Below are 18,885 nucleotides of genomic sequence, written 5' to 3' on the forward strand. Positions count from 1 at the left end.
CCTGGGTGCGTGGATCGTCCGGCCGGAGAGCGCTCGCCGCAACTTGCAGTTACTTGAGGTTACGGCGCACCGACCAGGAAGCCGTCGCGCCGCGCCGATCCCGTGCGTGGGACACCCTCTCAGCGGGCGGAGGCGCGTACCCGATGCCAGCGGGCCAGCAGGCCGCCCTCGGCGGCGATCTCCTCACTCGTCATCGCGTATCCGATGTGGTCGCGCCACGCGCCGTCGATGTGCATGTAGCGCACGTGGTACGACTCCTCACGGAAGCCCAACTTCTCCACCACCCGCCGCGACGGCCGATTCTCCGGACGGATGTTGACCTCCACCCGGTGCAGCCCGCCGGGGCCGAACGCGTGGTCCACGGCGAGGGCGAGCGCCGTCGGGATCACGCCCTGGCCGGCGACCTGGGCGTCCACCCAGTAGCCGACATAGCCGGAGCAGAGCGCCCGTCGCACGATGCTGCCCACGTTGATGTGCCCGACCAGCCGGTCCCGGTCGGCTTCGCGCAGGCAGACCGCGAACGGCATGCCGTCACCCTCCCGGGCCGAGCGCCGCTGGTCACGGAGCACCCAACGGAACGCGGCCGGTGAGTTCAGCTCGTCCCAGCCGCCGGGCATCGACGACTCCCACGGCGCCAACCAGGCCCGGTTGGCCCGCCGGATCTCCGACCACGGCACCGCGTCGGAGCGTCGGTAGGGCCGCAGCAACACCGGGCCGTCCGCCAACTCCACCGGCCAGCCCGGTGCCCGCGGGGGTCCGAAGAGACTCACCCGTACAGTCTCCCGCGCGGGACCGTGGCGCGCGCAAGTGGACCCACCGCGATGACCCGACGACCGTGCGACAGCCGAGCAGCCAACCGGCGGTTCGGCCGGATAAACCGTCACCGGCGGCGGTCCAGCAGCAGGACGTCCACCGTGGAGCCGGCCGCGGCGGTGTTGACCCGCTCACCGAGCACCAGCAGCCCGTTCGCCTCGGCCAGCCCGGAGAGGGTGAACGGCCCGCCCCTGAGTGGCTGCACCGTGTACCCGCCCCCACGCCGCTCGGCGACGTGCGCCGGCCGGAACTCGCGCAACCCCGCCGGGGACGACACGGTCTCCAGCAGGTGCGCCCGCACGCTGGGCCGGAACACCGGCTCGGCGCCGGCGAGCAGTTGGATGGCGGGACGGGCCAGCACCTCGAACCCGATCAGCGCGGCACCCGGGTCGCCGGGCAGGCAGACCACCGGCACCTCCTCGGCGCCGACCGTGCCGAACCCGAGCGCGGTGCCGGGATAGAGCGCCACGTCGGTGAACGTGACAGGCCCGGCCCGGCCGCCCTCGCGGCGGGACAGGATCCGGCGCACCATGTCTCCGGGGCCGGTGCCGGTGCCCCCGGTGGTGATGATGAGGTCGGCGCGCAGGGTCTGGTCCTCCAGCAGCCCGCGCAGCCCCTCCGGGTCGTCGTCGCAGATCCCCACCCGGTACGCCAGTGCGCCCACCTCGGCCGCGGCGGCGGTCAGCGCGTGCGAGTTCGCGTCCACCACCTGCCCCGGCTGGCTGCCCCGACCCACGTCGACCAGTTCGTCGCCGGTGGCCACGATGACCACCCGTGGGCTGGGCCGGACCACCACGTGCCCGATGCCGGTGGCGGCGAAGACCGCGACCAGGGCCGGGGAGACGTACGTGCCGGCACGGGCGAGCAGGGTGCCGGCGGGCAGTTCGGTGCCGGCGCGGCGGACCCCGTACCCCCGTTTGGGGGTGCGGAAGATCTCCACCGCGGCCATGCCCTGGTCGGTCCACTCCACCGGGACCACCACGTCGGCGGCGATCGGCAGCGGCGCCCCGGCGGCCACCGAGAAGCACGAGCCCGGGGTGAGTCGCACCGGCCGCCAACTCGCCGCCCCCAGATCGCCGACGACGTTGAGCCGGATGGTCCGCCCACCGGGCGTGCCGGAGGGGGCCGGGACGTAGCTCGGGCCCCGGCCCCCTCCGGAAATGTCCTCCCAGCGGGCCGCATACCCGTCGACGGCCGCCTGGTCGAAGGCCGGGAAGGCGTGCGGCGCGACGACGTCCTCGGCGAGGACGTTGCCGTGTGCCTGGGTGAGATCGAGGTCGAGTGGCGGCAGCGCGCGCAACCTGCGCAGCACGCTGCCCAGGTAGTCGGCGAGCGGCGTCAACTCGTTCGCGGCCGCCTCGGCGTCGGCCGTCGAGGTCATGTACCAGATCCGCCTGCCGCGTCGGCCTTGACGAAGTCGGCCAGCCAGGACCGGAACTCGGTGCCCAGATCCTCACGCTCGGCGGCGATCTGCACCACCGTCTGGAGGTAGCCCAGCGGCATGCCGGTGTCGTAACGGGTGCCCCGGTAGACGATCGCGTGCACCGGAGTGCCCTCGGTGCGCAGCAGCTCCATCGCGTCGGTCAGCTGGATCTCGCCGCCACTGCCCGGCTTGGTCCGCCGGATCGCATCGAAGATCTTGCCGGGCAGCACGTACCGGCCGAGCACCGCGAGGTTGCTCGGAGCGTCCTCGGGCTGCGGCTTCTCCACCATCCCGGTCACCTTGACGACCTCAGCGATGTCGGTCAGCTCCGCCTCGGCGGGCTCGACGGAGGCGATGCCGTACCGCTTGGTCTCGGCCGGGTCGACCTCGAAGAAGGCGAGCACCACACCGCCGGTGCGGGCCTGCAACTCCAGCATCGCCGGCAGCAGCGGCTCCGACGGCTTGACGAACTCGTCGCCGAGCAGCACCGCGAAGGGCTGGTCGCCGACGTGCGACTCGGCGTACCCGACGGCGTGGCCGAGCCCGAGCTGCTCGGGCTGCCGCACGGTGTAGATCTCGGCCAGCTCGCTGGGCCGACGCACGGCGGCCAGCCGCTCGGTGTCGCCCTTCTCCTCCAGCCTGGCCTCCAGGTCCGGACGACGATCGAAGTGGTCCACCATCGATGTCTTACCCCGACCGGTGATCAGCAACACGTCACCGATGCCAGCCTGGGTGGCCTCCTCGACGATGTACTGCAACACCGGCCGGTCCACCACCGGCAGCAACTCCTTGGGCACCGCCTTGGTGGCCGGCAGGAACCGGGTGGCCAGTCCGGCGGCCGGGATGACGGCCTTGACCGCCAGGGGACGGCCGGTTGCGGCGGCCGCCGATGAGGGGTTCGCTGAGTGCTCCGACATGCCGCGAGACTATCGGCCACGGCTCTGTCGCGGCGGGTGTGGCCCAGAAGACGCGCCGCCACCCGACCCCGGCCGCGCCGCGTCCGGGCCGGCGCGGGCCGCATCCGCGTCGATGTCCGCCGGGTCGTCGGCCGGGTCGGGCCACGCGTGCGCCGGCGACCCTTCCGGTACGCCCACCGTCGGCTCCGACCGGGCGGGCCCGCCCGGCTCCCGGTTGACCTGCGCCGGCTGGCCGGCGCGCGGCAGCCCGTCGGGTGGGCTCACGGCACCCGCGAGCACAGGTATCTCCCGCGTGTCCACGTCCGGGCGTACCTCGGCGACCCGGTAGGTGTCCCGGCCGGCCGCCTTGGCCGCGTAGAGCGCGTCGTCGGCGGCTTCCAGCACCTCCCGCCCGGTGCTGCCGTTGTCCGGATAGACGGCGATGCCCACCGACACCGTCACCACCACCGGCCCGGCGTACGCCTCGACGGCGATCGGCGTCTCGCGGACCGCCGCGCCGAGCCGCTCGGCCACGATCGCCGCGCCCCGCGCGTCGGTCTCCGGCAGCAGCACCACGAACTCCTCACCGCCCTGCCGGAAGGCCAGGTCGACCTCGCGGATCTCGCCGCGCACCCGTCGGGCGAACTCGGCCAGCACGGTGTCCCCCGCGGCGTGCCCGTACGTGTCGTTGACGTCCTTGAACCGGTCGAGGTCCAGGGCGAGGACGCTGAGCATCCGCCCGAAGCGGCTGGCCCGTTCCACCTCGCGCCGGATCGACTCGCGCAGGTAGCGGTAGTTCCACAGCCCGGTGAGCGGGTCGGTGAGGGAGAGCCGTTGGGCCTCCTCGTGCACCCGGACGTTGTCGACCGCCACCGCCGCGTGTCCGGCGAAGGTGCGCAGGGTGACCAGGTCGTCGTCGTCGAACTCGTCGGCGCCCAGGCGGTCGTAGAGAGCCAGCACGCCGAGCGCCGCCGCCACGCCGGCCTCGTCGGCCGGGCCGGCCGATCCGCTGAGGGTGGTTGCGGTGGAGCCGGGGGTGGCGAACGGGACCGCGACGTACGTGCGGCAGCGTGGCTCGATGGACGGGACGTCGGTCGGTTCCGCCCTCCCCCGCTGCGGTTCCCCGGTGGCGGCGACGGCGCCGACCACACCGACCCCGACCGGCACCCGGAGCGTCGACGACCCGTCCCCGCCCACCTCCGGCCAGCGCCCGTCCAACCCCTCGGTGCACTGTGCGACGAGCATCCCGCCGGTCTCCACAAGCAGCACCGCGCCAGCCCGCGCGCCGGTGGCGCCGATGGCGCTGTGCAGGATCACCCGCAGGATGCGTTGCAGGTCGTGCGTGCTGGCCAGGGTGTCGCCGAGCACCGCGAGGTGACCGCGGAGCTGGTCGCGGTTGCTGGTCAGCGCCGCGACGTAGGCCCCGGTCTCCCGGGTCATCCGGTTGAACGCGGCGGCCAGCCGGCCCAGTTCGTCGCGGCTGCGGACCGGCACCCGGGCGGTGAGGTCACCGTGGGCCACCCGGTCGACCGCGCCGGCCAACTCCATCAGCGGTCGGGTGGTCACCCGGGCCAGCCGCCAGGCGGTCAGCACGGCCAGCAACGCGGCCACCACTACCACCCCGATCAGCGTGGCGTGCAGCCCCGCTGGGCGCTCGCTGGGCACGGAGACCACGAGCGGGAGCGGCTGCGCGTCGGACGGCCCGATCCTGCGCACGTACCGGCCCTGGCTGGTCTCGGTCACCCGATCACCGTCGACAGCGCGGGCGGCGGCCAGCACCGCGTCGCGTACCTCGCGGGACTCGGTCGTGTGGGTGACCCGGGCGGCGCTGGCCCCGCTGTCGAGCAGGGTGACCGCCACCCCGGTCACCGCCGCCAGCCGGGCCACGAAGTCCGGGTCGACCAGTTGCGCGGCGGTCACCGTGCCCAGCAGTGCGCCGGCGCTGTCGCGTAGGTCGACGTGGGCGGCCAGCGCGCGGACCGGACCTGCCGCATCCGTTGTCGGGCCGGAGCAGTCCCGCCACGGGGTCGACGGCGCCCCGGGCGAGACATAGGTGACCTCGCCTTTCACGTCGGTGATCAGCACCGCGGCGACCAGGCCCCGGCCGATCAGTTGGGCGGCGGCGACAGCCGGATCGGCGGTGAGGGCCAGCACGTCGGCGGTGGCGCGTAGCTGCTGGCAGAGCGCGTCGACCGAGGTACGCACTGTGGACGCCGCCACCGCCAGGCGCTCGGTGGAGCGGCTGCGGTCGACGGCGCCGACGGTGGAGGCGACGAAGAGCGCGCCGAGCAGGACCGGCCCGAGCACCACCACGAGGAAGGCTGTCGTCAACCGCCCGCGTAGCGTCACTCGGTCCCCCCGGAAGTTCCGCCTCCGTTGCTTGCGATGCTGACACAGTGCAACCGTGAGAGAGGCGTTGCGTCAGGAGTGTTGCGTGGCGGAATTTTCTGATGAAGCGGAAGTGACCCGGTTAAGGAAGCGGGACGCCCGCGTCGAGCTGCTCGCCCGCCGCCGGTCGCTGAGCGGCCCCACCCGGGCCGTCGCCGCCGGGCGCGTGCAGGCCGAACTGGTCACGCTGGTACGCCGGCTGCGCCCGCGCCGGATGACGGCGTACGTGCCGGTCGGCTCCGAACCGGGCGGCGCGGACCTGCCGGAGGTGCTGCGAGCGGCCCTTCCGGCGGACGCCGAGTTGCTGCTGCCGGTCCTCCTCACCGACCTGGATCTGGACTGGGCGACGTATACCGGGCCCGGAGCCTTGATCGCCGCGGGTCGGGGTATCCGAGAGCCGACCGGTGTCCGCCTCGGGGTGGCCGCCGTGGCGGAGGCGGACCTGGTGCTCGTACCGGCTCTCGCTGTCGACCGCGTCGGTCGGCGGCTCGGACGCGGCGGCGGCTCGTACGACCGGGCACTCGCCCGGGTGCCCGAGGCGACGCTGACGGTGGTGCCGCTGCACGACGGCGAGCTGGTCGAGGCGCTGCCGACCGAACCGCACGACCGTCGTGTCCGCGCGGTCGTCACCCCCGCCGACGGGGTGCGTACGCTTGACGCCGGCCCGGGTGCGCCGCAGGGTGTCGCGCCCCACACGTCCGCTGGACGAACCCGGGGCGAATGACGCACCATTGGCACTCGAATACGTCGAGTGCCAACTGGCTGAGCCCAGATCCGGAGGAGAACGTGCCCACCTACCAGTACGCCTGCACCACGTGCGGTCACCAGCTCGAGGCGGTGCAGTCCTTCTCTGACGAGCCGCTGACCGAGTGCCCGGCGTGTCAGGGGCGGCTGCGCAAGGTCTTCAACTCGGTCGGCATCGTCTTCAAGGGTTCGGGCTTCTACCGCACCGACTCGCGGGCGTCCGCCTCTGAGGCGACGGCCGGCGGCACGGCCAGCAAGCCCGGTAAGTCCGAGTCATCGTCCTCGGGTGGAGACTCCGGGTCGTCGGGTTCCTCGTCGGGTTCGTCCTCGTCGTCGGGTTCGTCCTCGTCCGGGTCGTCGGGCTCGTCATCGTCCGGGTCGTCGTCCGGGTCGTCCTCGTCGGGCTCGTCCTCGTCCGGCGGGTCGAGCGGCGGCAAGGCCCCGGCGGCCAGCTCCGCGTCCTGATTCGCCAGCGCCGACTCCCTCGGCGACCGAATCTTGATCCACTCGGGTTCACGGGATCGGCCCGGTCAAGCTGGCGGGACACCCCGGCTTCCGTGACCCCGAGTCGATCAGCGGGCTGCGGGGCTTCGGCGCATCCGTCCGCCTAGCAGATCAAACCGGCAGGCGGGGGTTGTCCACAGGCCGTCCGGTTATCCACAGGCACCGACGAACGGCCGGCTGACCAGGGCTTGAGCCGCCTAGTCTGCCGCCCAGGGGTTGTCACAGCGACACCCGGGCGGGAGGCGACAGAGGCGATGGGCGATCCGGACTCCGCGCGGGCGTTACGTCCGCAGCGCCGACCCACCCTGCCCGGCGGGCCCACCCTGTTCCGGGCCGGTCTGGTCGCCGCTCTCCTCGGCCTGGCCGCCGCCGTCCTGCACACCCCGACCGGCTGCCCGCCGCCCGCCGCGCCCGTTCCGGGGCCGACGGGAGCAAGCGCCACGTCCAGACAAACCGCCGACGGCACTCCGATCAACCACGGCAGACCGGACGACGACGGCGAGGCAGGCCCCACCGACGACGGCGAAACGACGGGTCCACCACCGACGGGTCCACCACCGACGGGTCCACCACCGACGGGTCCACCACCGACCGGCACAACCGCCATTGTCGTCCGCAACTGAACCGCGACGGGAGCTGGCTGCGCTCGGTGTCAGTCCCAGTGCGGAGGACGTTCGGCGAGCAGCCAGTCATCGTTGCCGCTCGCCCGCTCGCCCCAGCCCCGGTCGGTGTCGTCGGAGGTCTGCTCGGGCAGCACCACGAAGTCTTCGCTCAGGTCGACGGTGCGGTCGTCGTCCGGAGGGGCCTGGGTGCCGGGGTCCATGGTGCTCACGAGCGGCAAGACTAGCGCAGCGGACGGGCAGCGGACGGGCAGCGGACCGGTCGCCGACGGTGGCGCGTCGTGCAGAAGCGGACGGGCCGCCGGCCGCGTTGGTAGCGTCGGACGGCGTGACGACCCCCAGCGGTGGCAGCACCCCGGACGACTACTGGCGACGGCCCAGCGCCGGTGACGAATCGGTGGCGGACCAGCCCCCCGCCACGTCCACGCACACCCCCGCGAGCGGCTATGCCGGCCCGCCGCCGAGCGTGCCGCCGCCGACCGGTTGGCGTCCCCCCGTACATCTGCGGCCGGCACCGCCACGACGGCTGCCACCGCAGGACATGGCCGAGCTGGACGTGGCTGAGCAGCGCTCGCAGCGGGTCACCTACGGCTTCGGTGTGGCGGCCGCCGTGGTGCTGGTGGTCGTGGTGTGCCTGCTCTGCTCGCGAATCATCTTCTGAGCGGCGAGCGGAGCGGGTCAGAGGGTGGTGCCCCAGACGGCCTCGGCGCCGCTGTGGCCGGTCAGGTAGACGTAGACCAGGGCGGCGATGGACAGCCCCACGACCGCCACCGCCAGCACGGGGGTGACCAGCGCCGGCAGCCGCGGCACCCGGGGATGCCCACTGGTCGCCACCAGCAGCAGGATGGCCCCGATCCCGAGCGGCACCACGATGCGGAACAGGATGTCGCCGTAGCGGGAGTGCTCGAAGATCTGGTCGAGGATCGGTCCCTGGAATCCCCTGGCGACAAGCGCGTCGGTGAACACCTCACCCGACTTGACGGCCACGAACGCGGTCACCGGCGCAACCACGGCGAAAAGGCCCAGGGCCCAGTCCAGCCGGTGCCGCCACCGCGGCAGCCCCACGTAGGCGATGGCCAGCACCGCCAGCAGCGGCACGAACACGACGACCGCGTGGACCACCAGGACGTGTCCCGGTAGACCCAGGATCTGCTCGAACATCGAACCCTCCAGGTGGATCATGGTCAGGGGAGGGCCAGCGTACGGTCCACCGACCGTCCCCAGGCTCTCGACCGGTCACACGCGCGCCGCGTCGATCGGGTTCACCGTCGCGGGCCGTGATCCCGATCTTCCCGGTCTGTGTCGGTGACCACCCGGGCCGGGCGACGGTTGTCGATGCTTGTCGCGCGTGCTGTCATTGGCGCATGTCCGCCGCCGAGGAGCTGCTGCGATCGAAGGGCCTGCGTGTCACGCGGCCCCGCCTCGCGGTGCTCGACGTGCTGGCCGGCGGCGGCCACCTGGAGGTCGACGAGATCAGCCGGCGCGTCCGGGAACGCCTCGACTCGGTCTCCACCCAGGCGGTGTACGACGTGCTGGGTGCGCTGTCCCGGGCCGGGTTGTCCCGCCGGATCGAGCCGGCCGGCGGTCCCGCCCGCTACGAGGCACGTGTCGGCGACAACCACCACCACGTGGTCTGCCGGAGCTGCGGTGAGATCGCCGACATCGACTGCGCGGTGGGCAGCGCACCGTGTCTGGAGCCGAACGTGTCGCACGGGTTCGAGGTGGACGAGGCGGAAGTGACCTTCTGGGGCCTCTGCCCGGCCTGCCGGGCGCGCCGCTCCGCCGACGTGTGACCCGGCGGCACCGCCGGGACGTGCCCGACGGGGTCGGCCTGAGCGTGGCACTCTTGGGCGGTGGACTCCGATGACCTCGGCCTCTTCGGTCCGGGTTCGGTCACGTGGAAGGTGCACGAGGAGCCGATCCTGATCGTCGCTGGCCTGCGCTCGCTCTACCTCCAGGCGTTGCACCCCCGGGCGATGGCCGGGGTCGCGCAGAACAGCAACTACCGCACCGACGCCTGGGGCCGCCTGGTCCGCACCGCCACCTATGTCGCGACCACCGTCTACGGAACCACCGCCGAGGCGGAGGCGGCCGGAGCCCGGCTCCGCCGGCTGCACGACCGGCTGCGGGCCACCGACCCGCGCACCGGCGAGGAGTTCCGGATCGACGAGCCCGACCTGCTGCGCTGGGTGCATGTCACAGAGGTCGAGTCGTTCCTCAGCACGGCCCGGCGGGCCGGGCTGCCGCTCACCGACGACGAGGTGGACGGCTACTACACCGAGCAGCGCCGCTCGGCCGCTCTGGTCGGCCTGGACCCGACAACCGTGCCGGGCACCGCGGCCGAGGTCACCGATTATTACCGCGCCGTACGGCCGCAGTTGGGGATGACCAGGGAGGCCGCCGAGACGGCGCTCTTCCTCACTGCCCCGCCGCTGCCCTGGAAGCTCAGCCTGCCGGCCCGGTTGGGGCTCACCCTCGGCCCGCCGCGCTGGGCGTACCTGGGGATCGCCGGCACCGCCTTCGCGCTGCTGCCGGCCTGGGCGCACCGGATGTACGGCGGGCTCGGGCTGCCCACCACTGCGGTGTCGGCGGATCTGACCCTGCGCGCGCTGCGGCTCGCGTTCGCCGCCGTGCCCCGCCGCTATCTGGAGGGGCCGTTGATTCAGGCCGCCAAGGAGCGGGCCGCGCGTCACGCGGCCACCCCGCTGGCCGGCTGACCCGGCCGCCGATCGAGGTCAGCCGTCGGTGTGCCGGTCCATTGCCGCCCACGGCTCCTTGCCCGGCACCTGCGCTCCGGTCGGGCAGTGCCGCCGGAAGTCGCACCAGCCACAGCGCGGGCCGGGTGCCACCGGGAACGCCTCGTCCGCGTCGGCACCGTCCGCGACCGCCCGTTCGGCGGCCATGATGTCGCGGGCCGTCTCCTCCGCACGGGTCAACTGCCGGGTCAGTGATTCGACGGTGTGGTCGTGGCCGGCGACCGTGCCGGTCGGCAGGTGGTGCAGCTCCACCCGACGGCACGGCCGGCGGAACACCCGCTCGGCCGCATACGCGTAGAGCGCCAACGCCTGCGAACCCCGGGCGTCGTCGGTGTCCAGCCCGGTGCGACCGGTCTTGTAGTCGACGATGACCAGCTCGGGCCCGTCCGGCCCGGGACGCGAGTCGATCCGGTCGGTTCGACCGTTGAACGCCAGCACGGCGGTCTTGACCGCCACCACCCGCTCCACGCCGAGCGGGTCGGAGTCGGCCTCCAGCGTCTCGACGTACGCCTCCAACCAGCCCAATGCCCGCCGGTAGGCGGCCCGCTCCTGCTCGTCGTCGCGGTAGCCCTCGCGGACCCAGGTGCCCTTGAGCAGGGTGGCCAGGGCTTCGGGGCGGCGCCGGTCGGCGGGCAGCGCATACCAGTTTTTCAGGGCGGTGTGCACGCTGGCACCGAGCGAGTTGTGCGCCCACGGCGGGCCCTTGGGCGGGGCCGGCCGGTCGACGTAGGAGTAGCGGTAGCGGCGCGGGCAGTCCGCGTACGCGCCGAGCTTGCTCGGTGTGCAGACGAACAGTCGCTCCGGCATGCCCTCGAAGCCAAGCTGCTCGGCATCGCCGGCGCGCTGTCGGGGAGCTCGGCCACCGGCCGCGGGCCGTCCCGCTGAGGAGGATCGTCGCACGCCTGCGATCCTGCCATCCACCCCCGACACAGTGCGTACGCCGGTCAGGTCATGTTCACGTACTGGGTGACGAAGGCGAACACCGCGTCGGCGATGAGCTGAACGGCGATCGCGGCCAGCAGCAGGCCGGCGATCCTGGTCAGCACCTCGATGCCGCCCGGCCGGAGGATCTTCACGATGCCGCCGGAGAAGCGGAGGACGATCCACACCGCGAGCATCACGGCGAGGATGGCCACGGCGATGGCGGTGTAGTCGCCCCACCCGTCGGCCTGCTGGACGAAGAGCATGGTCGCCACGATGGCGCCCGGACCGGCAAGCAGCGGGGTGCCCAGCGGCACCAGGGCGATGTTCGAGGTGGCGTCCGCGCTCGGGCCGTCGGTCTTCCCGGTGAGCAACTCCAGGGCGACGAGCACGAGCAGCAGCCCACCGGCGGCCTGCAATGCCGGTAGGTCGACGTGCAGGTAGTCAAGCAGGGTCTGCCCCGCCACCGCGAAGACCACGATCACGCCCAACGCCAGCGTGACGGCCTGCCAGGCGGCCCGGTTACGGTCACGGGCGGGCAGCGGGCCGGTCAACGCCAGGAAGATCGGCATCATGCCCGGCGGGTCAGTGATCACCAGCAGGGTCACGAAAACCTCGCCGAACAGCTTCAGATCCACGTGATCAACCTAGCCGCGCCGCAGTGGGCGAAATACCCGGATCAGCCCGAAGCGACCTCGGTCACCCCGGCGGCGACGATCCGTTCGTACGCCTCGGTGCTCGTGGAGAAGGCCCCGAGTTGGACGGTCTTGTGAGTGCCGTGGAAGTCCGAAGAGCCGGTGAAGAACAGGCCCAACTCGGCGGCGAGCGCCCGCACGTGCTCCCGCTCGGCCGGGCTGTGGTCCTCGTGGTCGGCCTCAAGCCCGGCCAGCCCGGCGACGGCCAGCTCGGCGATCAGCTCGTCGGGCACCACCCGACCGCGCCGGGTGGCCCGGGGGTGGGCGAAGACCGGCACGCCGCCGGCCGACCGGATCAGTTGGATCGCCCGGAACACGTCGATGTCGTCCTTGGGCAGCCGGTAGCGTTCGCCCAGCCAGTCCGGGCCGAACGCCTCCCGGGTGCTGCCGACCAGGCCGGCCCGGATCAACGCCTGCGCGATGTGCGGGCGGCCCACGGTGCCGCCGCCGGCACCGGCCAGGATGTCCGGCCAGCTCACGTCGATGCCGTCGGCGCGCAGCAGCCCGACGATCCGTTCGCCGCGCTCTTCCCGGGCGGCCCGCACCCGGCCCAGCTCGGCCACCAGGTCCGGGTGGTCCGGGTCGAACAGGTACGCGAGCAGGTGCAGCGGCACCGCCGGCCGGGTCCCGGACCATCGACAGGACAGCTCCGCCCCCCGGATCAGGCGTAGTCCCGGCGGCAGCGCCCGCACGGCCGGCGCCCAGCCGGCGGTGGTGTCGTGGTCGGTGATCGCCAGCACGTCCAGCCCGGCCTCGGCGGCAGCGCGAACCAGCTCAGCCGGGGGCAGCGTGCCGTCGCTGGCCGTCGAGTGGGTGTGCAGGTCGATGCGCGGGGCGGAGCCGGTACGCGAGGTCACCGTCCGACGCTACCGAGGAACAACCGAGCCCGACTCACGGAGGTCACCTCGACCGCGTGGGTCAGAAGGGGGCCACCAGGACTGGTCGGTCCCCGGCCGGCACGTCGGACACCGCAGCGGGGCTGGCTGGTTTTCCTGCTCGTACCCGGCCGACGTCGACCCGGACCAGCTCGCCGGCGGCGTCGAGGTAGGAGGCGTGGGACTCGTCGATCCAGACGATCGCGCCGGTCATCGGCGGCCCGGCCGCGACGGCGGTCGGGTTCGACCCGAGCCGCCGCAGGTCGACAAGCAGTGCCCGACTTGCCTTGCCGACCCGCCCGTTCACCAGCAGCCACCGCCCGTCAGCGGAGATCCCGCCGGCCCCGTCCTGGCTGAGGTCCGGCCCGCAGCCGGTCTCGACCGGGTTCAGGTGACGGGTCGGGTCGAGCACGGCCAGGCAGGTCCGGCCCGGGTCGTTGGAGATCTGCCCAACGAGCCGCCCGTCGGGCAGCCCTCCGTAGAAGTTGACGGTTTTCTGGTCGACGGCCTCGGTCAACGGCCCCGTGCCGGGCCGCCACAGGATGTGACCGGCGTCCGCCGGGTCGGGTCGGACCAGCACGCTGTCGCCGACGAACCGGACGGGCATCGCGCCGGTGGGCACCGCGGTGCGCGCCGCACCGATGAGCTGGCCGCCGACCACCCCCGCCACCAGCAGATCGCCGCCGTCCCGCCAGGCCACCTGGCGGCTGTCCGGTGCCAGGACGATCGCCCCCGCCCCGGCCAGCAGCACCTGCACCAGACCGTCGTTCTGCACCACCCGGAGGAAACGGCCTGCGGTGGTCTGCGTACTGACCACCAGCCAACCGCCGCCGCCGGGCAGGAGTTGGGCGCGTTCGGCCGGCCCGACATCGGGCAGCACCAGCCGTCGTCCGTCGGCGCTGACCAGTGTCTCGCTGCCGAGCAGAGCCGCCGACGGTCCGGACGAGGGCTTGGCGCCGGGAACGCTGGCGGTCGGGATCGGCCGACCGGACGGGTCCGGATCACCGATCACCACGATGGGTGTCCCGTCGCGCCCGGTTTCGGCACCGAGCTGCGCCATGCCGGCGCTGAGCAGGACGGTGGCGACCGCCGCGATGGCGAGACCGGCCGCGCCACGCCGACGCCGGATCCGGTTCGCGCGGCGGATGGCCTGGCCCGCCGGGTCGACGCCCAGTGGGCGGGCAAGGGCGACCTGGTGCGAGAGGGTCTCCCGCACCGCACCTTCCAGTTCGTCAGGCGGCACCTGGTAAGAACGCCGCGGGCCGTCCGTCAGGTTGTCGGGCTGGCCTGGGAAAGCGCTCACTGCTGCTCTCCGGGGCCGGTGCCGACGGGCACGGCCGCCGGGGCGGAGGGGAGCACGACCTGCGGGCCGATCGGCCGCGGCGCGGCCGGACGGGGGGTGGCCTGGCGGGGGGTGGCCGGGCGGGGGGTGGCCGGGCGGGGGGTGGCCGGGCGGGGCACGGGTAGACCGGCCGCCTGCCGGGCTCGGAGCGTGGCGGCGGCACCGGCGGCCGGGACCGGGCCGGTCGAGGCACCCGAGCCGCCGGACCGGGCGGCACCGGCAGTAGCCGCCCGGCCAGCAGTGCCAGCAGTGGCCGACCGGCCGGCGGCACCGGCAGTGGCCGCCCGGCCGGCAGTGCCGACAGTGGCCGACCGGCCGGCAGTGTCGGCTGCGGCGGTCAGGTCCGGTGCGTCGGTGCCCATCCGACGGCGCAGCGTGGCCAGCGCTCGAGACGCCTGGCTCTTCACCGTGCCCGGTGAGATGTCCAGCATCGCGGCGGTCTGCGCCTCCGACATGTCCTCGTAGTAGCGGAGCACCAGCACCGCCCGCTGCCGGTTGGGCAACTTTCGGAGGTGCCGCCAGAGCAGGTCCCGGTCGAGTTGCTGCGAGATCTCGTCGACACCGGCCCGTTCGGGCAGCACCTCGGTGGGGCGTTCACCGTGCCAGCGTCGCCGCCACCAACTGGTCGACGTGTTGACCATCACACGCCGGGCGTACGACTCGACGGCCTCGATCCCCCCGAGCCGCTTCCAGGCGAGGTAGGTCTTGGTCAGCGCGGTCTGGAGCAGATCCTCGGCCGTGGCCCAGTCTCCGGTGAGCAGATAGGCGGTGCGGAGAAGCGCGGCGGAGCGGGCCGCGACGAACTCGCGGAACTGCTCCTCCAACGGGTCTCTGCTCGCCACCGCCCACCTCCACGCCCCAGCCGTCCTGGCAGAGTGCCACGTCAGAGGCGTTCGGGTCCATGACGAAAGGTGCGCACTTGCTCCGATGTTCGGTCGGAAACCTTCACGCCCCGTCGTCGGCCTTGGCCTCGTCGGCCTCCTTGCCGAGCCGTGCCTCGACCGCCTGCGGCTCGTACATCTCCTCGACCACACGCAGGTAGAGCTCGTTCGGGTTGGGCAGATTCTTGACCTCGCGGAGCGCCTGCTCCTGGCCGGCGGACTCCAGCACGAAGGTGCCGTAGTTGAGGGCGCGACCCGTCGGCGTCTGCTCGTACTTCATGTCGGTGACCCGGACCAGCGGCATCATCGCCACCTTGCGGGTGACGATGCCGTTGACCACCATGACCCGCTTGTTGGTCAGGATGAAACGGTCATACCACCAGTCGGCGACCTTCCACGCCACCCACCCCATCACCGCGAACCAGAGCAGCACGGCGATGGTGGTCAACGCGCCCACGCCGTTCCCGGCGAGGAAGCCGGAGAGGTAGCCGAGCACGAAGGTCGCCGCGACGCCGATGAGAAGCGGGTTGGTGAGGTGGATCCAGTGCCGCTTCCACTCACCCCGGTAGCGCTCGGTGGGGAAGAGGTAGCGGGCGACCAGTGAGCTGGGCTCGTCCTCCAGTGGCAGCACCCGCCGGGGAGTCGCGCCGGTAGCGTCGGCACGCAACCCGGCCAGCTCGTCCTCGGAGATCTGCGGCTGCTGGTAGCCGGCCTCCGGGTCACGAATCCACGCTCGACCCGAACGACCCTGGCCGGCATAGCCGGGCCCGTCGCCGTAGCCGACGTCGTCCGAAAGGGACGGACCGTCGGACAGGCTGGGACCGGCCCCGTAGTCCGGGCCGTCATCAGGCCCGATCCGCGGGATCGGCTCGGTGTCACGCTCGCGACGTTCCCGGTCGGGGTCGTCCGGGTCGAAGGGTGGACCGGAAGGGCTGCCCATCGGCGGTTAAGCGACGAGGCTGGTGAAGAAGTCGCCGAACCCCTGGGCGATGTCCATGATCCCGCCGCCGAGCGACTTGAACACGTCCGCCGCAGAGTTTGGCCGGTAGGCGACGAAGAAGATCAAGAATGCGATTCCGGCCCAGGTGAGGACCTTCTTGACCATGGCGGGCCATCCTCTCGCGCGGCGCCGGGTCCCATTACCGCAGCGGCACCCAGAGTATCAGTGTGGTGTCGTACAGTGAATATCTGCGTCCGTTCTCCGTCAATCCGGAAAGCTTGTCAAGCCCTCCGGGGTAAATACGGGGACGGTGCGCCGTACACGAGCTCGGGCGGAGTCCACTCGGTCAGGTCGTGTAACACGACGTCTTCCGCGAGCAGATGTCCCGCACTCGCCGGCCAGGCTATCGCATGGAGCCACATTCCCCGAGCTTCGCCGGCGTACGCGCTTCGATCCGTCGGAGAATTCACCAACCACAGTGGAGTTGGATGCCCGCCGACCCGGATCTTGGCCTGGCCCACATGGTCGGGGTGACCCGGCCCCGGGTCGGTCAGCGCTCCGGCCAACTGCGGTCCCGGATCCGGGCCGGCCAGTCCGGCGAGCCGGGTGCCCAGGCCGACGCCCGGCTCCTCGGCCACGAAGACCAGATCCGCCGGGCCACCGCCGAGCGGCGCCGGGCCCGCGCAGGCCACCGCGGTCGCCCGCACTCCCGTCCGCTCGTCCCCGGCGTACGCCACGCCGGTGAGCGTCCAGCCGGCCGGCAGCGGCCACGGGCACCACAACGGCGTCACCGGTGGATCCGCGGTCGTGGTGATCCGCTCCACCACGCTCGCCATGATCTCCGCTCCGATGTGCTCGGGCACGTGCAGCGGCGGCACCGGGCCGCAACGCAGACACCTCGAGTCGGTGTGCATCAGATCCGGCGCCCGTACCGGGCCCCCGCATCTCGGACAACTCACCGCGACACTCACATCTCCACCGTCGCCCCGGACCGGCGGTACGTCAAGCCGGAACGTCCGATTCGGCACCCGGGCGCGACTCAGTCCGGCGGCGCGCCCGCGTGGGCACGAATCCAGGCGTGCATCGCGATCCCGCTGGCCACCCCCGCGTTTATCGACCTCGTCGAGCCGTACTGGGCGATGGAGTAGAGCATGTCGCACGCGACGCGGGCCGGCGCGGAGAGACCGGGCCCCTCCTGGCCGAACAGCAGCACACAGTCCCGGGGCAGGGTGCCGGTCTCCAGCGGGAGCGAGCCGGGCAGATTGTCGATGCCGAACACCGGCAGCCGCCGATCGACCGCCCAGGCGACGAACCCCTCGATCGTCTCGTGGTGCCGTACATGCTGGTAGCGATCGGTCACCATGGCGCCGCGCCGGTTCCACCGACGCCGCCCGACGATGTGCACCTCGGCGGCGTTGAACGCGTTGGCGTTGCGGACCACCGTGCCGATGTTGAAATCGTGCTGCCAGTTCTCGATCGCGACGTGGAAGCCGTGCCGGTGCCGGTCCAGGTCGGCGACGATCGCCTCGTGCCGCCAGTAGCGGTAGCGGTCGACGACGTTGCGCCGGTCCCCCTCCGCCAGCAACTGCGGGTCGTAACGACTGTCGTCCGGTGGGTCCCCCGGCCAGGGGCCCACGCCCACCTCAAGCTGGTCGTCGGTCACGGTCATCAGAGGGTACGGACCGTGCCGGCGCCCGACGCGACGGCCCGCCGGTCAACCCAGCCCGAGCGCGGCACCGAGTCGGTCCAGGAAACGCCGGTCCGCCGGGGTGGCGGGTTGGTCCACCCGGCGTTCGCCGGGGCCGGGCACCGCGCGGCAGACCCGGGCCGCGACCGACTGCACCCACTGGCGGTACGCGGCCGAGTCCGCGGGGTCGGCGCGCCGCCCGAGGACGCGGCTCGCCGCCCGACAGGCGGCCAGCAGGTCCACCAGGTCGGTGAGCCGTTCGGCGGGCGGCGAGGCGCCGTCGTGACGGGCGTAGATGGCGGCGACCACCGCACGGACCAGGTCGCTGTCGGAGGCTCGGCCCGCCGCCACGGCATCCAGGCCGGCCAGACCCGCCAGGACCCCCCGTTCCGGGCGACCAGGGGCGGGAGCCGCGGTGGCCACGAGAACCCGACCGGGCAGGCTGATGAGCAGATCCCACTCGACGGCGGAGTAGACGGCAGTGGTCAGGGGTGCGGCTCGACGGCCGGCAGAGGGCGGCTCTCCGGCGACGGAGTGGCTCATCGGAACCTCCGGCGTCAGCATATGTCCCCCGCGACCCGACAGCGCCCCTTCCCCACAGAACCGGCTGTCGGGAGAGGTGGCCTGGACGTGCGACGGCCGCGCCGCTCAGCGTGGCTCGGGGAAGCTGGGCCGCTCCGGATCCACTCCCTCGGGGACGGCGGTGGCCGCGTACTCCTGCTTGGGGACCATGACCTTGCGCCGGAAGACGCAGACCATCGTGCCGTCCTGGTTGTAGCCGCGGGTCTCCACCGACACCACGCCCCGGTCGGGCTTGGAGCCGGACTCACGCTTGTCCAGCACCGTGGTCTCGCCGTAGATGGTGTCGCCGTGGAAGGTCGGCGCGACGTGCCGCAGCGACTCGACCTCGAGGTTGGCGATCGCCTTCCCGCTCACGTCCGGCACCGACATGCCGAGCAGCAGGGAGTAGATGTAGTTGCCGACCACGACGTTGCGCTTGAACTGGCTGGCTGTCGCGGCGTAGTGCGCGTCCATGTGCAGCGGATGGTGGTTCATGGTGAGCAGGCAGAAGAGGTGGTCGTCGTACTCGGTGACGGTCTTGCCCGGCCAGTGCCGGTAGACCGCGCCGACCTCGAACTCCTCGTAGTAGCGGCCGAACTGCATCCTGGTCCCCTTCGACGGGCGGCGATGGAGTTCGGCACAGCATGCCTTACCGCTGGTTAAGGAAACCGACCGGGAGCGACAGCGGCGGAAATGTCACGCCGGTCACTCACACGGGGGGAGACGCAATGAGCGGCGGGGCCCTCCCCGGCACCCGCCGCCCACGCTCTGATGGGGAGAATTCTGCCCTACGGAAGCGTAGGTCCGACAGAGATCGAGGTCACATTTATCTTTTTGTA

The 18,885-nt window shown here is 72.6% G+C and carries 23 protein-coding genes and 1 pseudogene; 6 read left to right on the top strand and 18 right to left on the bottom strand.

All coding sequences use genetic code 11. The features are described 5' to 3' along the window. Positions 1-119: 119 nt before the first annotated feature. The 4 genes from ABZU25_RS00115 to ABZU25_RS00130 form a co-directional block, all read right to left on the bottom strand. A complete protein-coding gene (locus ABZU25_RS00115; RefSeq protein WP_355027095.1) occupies positions 120-770 on the bottom strand; it encodes a GNAT family protein in 651 nt (216 codons plus the stop codon). 110 nt (positions 771-880) lie between these two features. Then, a complete protein-coding gene (gene glp / locus ABZU25_RS00120) occupies positions 881-2,194 on the bottom strand; it encodes a gephyrin-like molybdotransferase Glp (protein ID WP_355027096.1) in 1,314 nt (437 codons plus the stop codon). Further along, a complete protein-coding gene (locus ABZU25_RS00125; RefSeq protein WP_355027097.1) occupies positions 2,191-3,153 on the bottom strand; it encodes a UTP--glucose-1-phosphate uridylyltransferase in 963 nt (320 codons plus the stop codon). Before ABZU25_RS00125 ends, glp begins: the two co-directional genes overlap by 4 nt. A gap of 9 nt (positions 3,154-3,162) precedes the next feature. Continuing rightward, positions 3,163-5,481, bottom strand: a complete 2,319-nt coding sequence (locus ABZU25_RS00130) for a diguanylate cyclase (RefSeq protein ID WP_355027098.1) — start codon at positions 5,479-5,481, stop codon at positions 3,163-3,165. An 85-nt stretch (positions 5,482-5,566) separates the two neighbouring features. On the opposite strand from ABZU25_RS00130, the gene ABZU25_RS00135 reads away from it, so the two are divergent. Then, positions 5,567-6,244, top strand: a complete 678-nt coding sequence (locus ABZU25_RS00135; protein WP_355027099.1) for a 5-formyltetrahydrofolate cyclo-ligase — start codon at positions 5,567-5,569, stop codon at positions 6,242-6,244. Next, a pseudogene (locus ABZU25_RS00140) lies at positions 6,241-6,447 on the top strand (FmdB family zinc ribbon protein); the annotation flags it as partial. The gene ABZU25_RS00135 and the pseudogene ABZU25_RS00140, both read left to right, overlap by 4 nt. Positions 6,448-6,461: 14 nt before the next feature. Here the strand turns inward: ABZU25_RS00140 and ABZU25_RS00145 are convergent. Further along, positions 6,462-6,701, bottom strand: a complete 240-nt coding sequence (locus ABZU25_RS00145; protein ID WP_355027467.1) for a hypothetical protein — start codon at positions 6,699-6,701, stop codon at positions 6,462-6,464. A 321-nt stretch (positions 6,702-7,022) separates the two neighbouring features. Here ABZU25_RS00145 and ABZU25_RS00150 point away from each other — a divergent pair, with 321 nt between their 5' ends. Then, on the top strand, positions 7,023-7,391 hold the full coding sequence (locus tag ABZU25_RS00150) for a hypothetical protein (RefSeq protein WP_355027100.1): 369 nt from the start codon (positions 7,023-7,025) through the stop codon (positions 7,389-7,391). Positions 7,392-7,420: 29 nt separating this feature from the next. On the opposite strand, the gene ABZU25_RS00155 is transcribed toward ABZU25_RS00150, so the two are convergent. Beyond that, a complete protein-coding gene (locus ABZU25_RS00155) occupies positions 7,421-7,600 on the bottom strand; it encodes a hypothetical protein (RefSeq protein ID WP_355027101.1) in 180 nt (59 codons plus the stop codon). Positions 7,601-7,716: 116 nt separating this feature from the next. On the opposite strand from ABZU25_RS00155, the gene ABZU25_RS00160 reads away from it, so the two are divergent. After that, entirely contained in the window at positions 7,717-8,049 is a 333-nt protein-coding gene (locus ABZU25_RS00160) for a hypothetical protein (RefSeq protein WP_355027102.1), read from the top strand. A 17-nt stretch (positions 8,050-8,066) separates the two neighbouring features. On the opposite strand, the gene ABZU25_RS00165 is transcribed toward ABZU25_RS00160, so the two are convergent. Continuing rightward, positions 8,067-8,549: a hypothetical protein gene (locus ABZU25_RS00165; RefSeq protein ID WP_355027103.1), complete on the bottom strand. Its 483-nt coding sequence runs from the start codon at positions 8,547-8,549 to the stop codon at positions 8,067-8,069. A 203-nt stretch (positions 8,550-8,752) separates the two neighbouring features. Between ABZU25_RS00165 and ABZU25_RS00170 the strand changes: the two genes are divergently transcribed. After that, entirely contained in the window at positions 8,753-9,181 is a 429-nt protein-coding gene (locus ABZU25_RS00170; RefSeq protein ID WP_355027104.1) for a Fur family transcriptional regulator, read from the top strand. A gap of 60 nt (positions 9,182-9,241) precedes the next feature. Then, positions 9,242-10,105, top strand: a complete 864-nt coding sequence (locus ABZU25_RS00175) for an oxygenase MpaB family protein (protein WP_355027105.1) — start codon at positions 9,242-9,244, stop codon at positions 10,103-10,105. Positions 10,106-10,123: 18 nt separating this feature from the next. On the opposite strand, the gene ABZU25_RS00180 is transcribed toward ABZU25_RS00175, so the two are convergent. The 11 genes from ABZU25_RS00180 to ABZU25_RS00230 all read right to left on the bottom strand — a co-directional run bounded on the left by ABZU25_RS00180 (position 10,124) and on the right by ABZU25_RS00230 (position 18,649). Further along, positions 10,124-11,044 carry a PD-(D/E)XK nuclease family protein gene (locus ABZU25_RS00180; RefSeq protein ID WP_355027106.1) on the bottom strand — a complete coding sequence of 307 codons (921 nt, stop codon included), beginning with the start codon at positions 11,042-11,044 and terminating at the stop codon, positions 10,124-10,126. Positions 11,045-11,088: 44 nt separating this feature from the next. Further along, positions 11,089-11,703, bottom strand: coding sequence for a MarC family protein (locus tag ABZU25_RS00185; RefSeq protein WP_355027107.1), 615 nt, complete (start codon positions 11,701-11,703; stop codon positions 11,089-11,091). A gap of 41 nt (positions 11,704-11,744) precedes the next feature. Further along, positions 11,745-12,617, bottom strand: a complete 873-nt coding sequence (locus ABZU25_RS00190) for a PHP domain-containing protein (RefSeq protein ID WP_355027108.1) — start codon at positions 12,615-12,617, stop codon at positions 11,745-11,747. A 61-nt stretch (positions 12,618-12,678) separates the two neighbouring features. Then, positions 12,679-13,938 carry a hypothetical protein gene (locus tag ABZU25_RS00195; RefSeq protein ID WP_355027109.1) on the bottom strand — a complete coding sequence of 420 codons (1,260 nt, stop codon included), beginning with the start codon at positions 13,936-13,938 and terminating at the stop codon, positions 12,679-12,681. Then, positions 13,935-14,819, bottom strand: a complete 885-nt coding sequence (locus tag ABZU25_RS00200) for a SigE family RNA polymerase sigma factor (RefSeq protein WP_355027110.1) — start codon at positions 14,817-14,819, stop codon at positions 13,935-13,937. Before ABZU25_RS00200 ends, ABZU25_RS00195 begins: the two co-directional genes overlap by 4 nt. A gap of 103 nt (positions 14,820-14,922) precedes the next feature. Continuing rightward, positions 14,923-15,798 carry a PH domain-containing protein gene (locus ABZU25_RS00205; protein WP_355027111.1) on the bottom strand — a complete coding sequence of 292 codons (876 nt, stop codon included), beginning with the start codon at positions 15,796-15,798 and terminating at the stop codon, positions 14,923-14,925. A 6-nt stretch (positions 15,799-15,804) separates the two neighbouring features. Next, positions 15,805-15,963, bottom strand: coding sequence for a hypothetical protein (locus tag ABZU25_RS00210; protein ID WP_007455302.1), 159 nt, complete (start codon positions 15,961-15,963; stop codon positions 15,805-15,807). 116 nt (positions 15,964-16,079) lie between these two features. Then, positions 16,080-16,826: a DUF6758 family protein gene (locus tag ABZU25_RS00215; RefSeq protein WP_355027112.1), complete on the bottom strand. Its 747-nt coding sequence runs from the start codon at positions 16,824-16,826 to the stop codon at positions 16,080-16,082. A gap of 11 nt (positions 16,827-16,837) precedes the next feature. Continuing rightward, positions 16,838-17,461 (bottom strand): RNA methyltransferase, encoded by a 624-nt coding sequence (locus ABZU25_RS00220; RefSeq protein ID WP_355027442.1) that lies wholly within the window; start codon positions 17,459-17,461, stop codon positions 16,838-16,840. A 51-nt stretch (positions 17,462-17,512) separates the two neighbouring features. Beyond that, a complete protein-coding gene (locus ABZU25_RS00225; protein WP_355027113.1) occupies positions 17,513-18,049 on the bottom strand; it encodes a hypothetical protein in 537 nt (178 codons plus the stop codon). 84 nt (positions 18,050-18,133) lie between these two features. Beyond that, a complete protein-coding gene (locus ABZU25_RS00230) occupies positions 18,134-18,649 on the bottom strand; it encodes a MaoC family dehydratase (protein ID WP_355027114.1) in 516 nt (171 codons plus the stop codon). Between the last annotated feature and the right edge of the window lie 236 nt (positions 18,650-18,885).

The sequence above is a fragment of the Micromonospora sp. NPDC005215 genome, assembly GCF_040607915.1.
Taxonomy (GTDB): domain Bacteria; phylum Actinomycetota; class Actinomycetes; order Mycobacteriales; family Micromonosporaceae; genus Micromonospora.

Bases quoted from the DNA above. Each gene is read 5' to 3' on its own strand.
- ABZU25_RS00165 (WP_355027103.1), bottom strand. From the start codon at position 8,549: ATGTTCGAGCAGATCCTGGGTCTACCGGGACACGTCCTGGTGGTCCAC.
- ABZU25_RS00225 (WP_355027113.1), bottom strand. From the start codon at position 18,049: ATGCTGACGCCGGAGGTTCCGATGAGCCACTCCGTCGCCGGAGAGCCG.
- glp (WP_355027096.1), bottom strand. From the start codon at position 2,194: ATGACCTCGACGGCCGACGCCGAGGCGGCCGCGAACGAGTTGACGCCG.
- ABZU25_RS00150 (WP_355027100.1), top strand. From the start codon at position 7,023: ATGGGCGATCCGGACTCCGCGCGGGCGTTACGTCCGCAGCGCCGACCC.
- ABZU25_RS00170 (WP_355027104.1), top strand. From the start codon at position 8,753: ATGTCCGCCGCCGAGGAGCTGCTGCGATCGAAGGGCCTGCGTGTCACG.
- ABZU25_RS00205 (WP_355027111.1), bottom strand. From the start codon at position 15,798: ATGGGCAGCCCTTCCGGTCCACCCTTCGACCCGGACGACCCCGACCGG.
- ABZU25_RS00125 (WP_355027097.1), bottom strand. From the start codon at position 3,153: ATGTCGGAGCACTCAGCGAACCCCTCATCGGCGGCCGCCGCAACCGGC.
- ABZU25_RS00230 (WP_355027114.1), bottom strand. From the start codon at position 18,649: ATGCAGTTCGGCCGCTACTACGAGGAGTTCGAGGTCGGCGCGGTCTAC.
- ABZU25_RS00210 (WP_007455302.1), bottom strand. From the start codon at position 15,963: ATGGTCAAGAAGGTCCTCACCTGGGCCGGAATCGCATTCTTGATCTTC.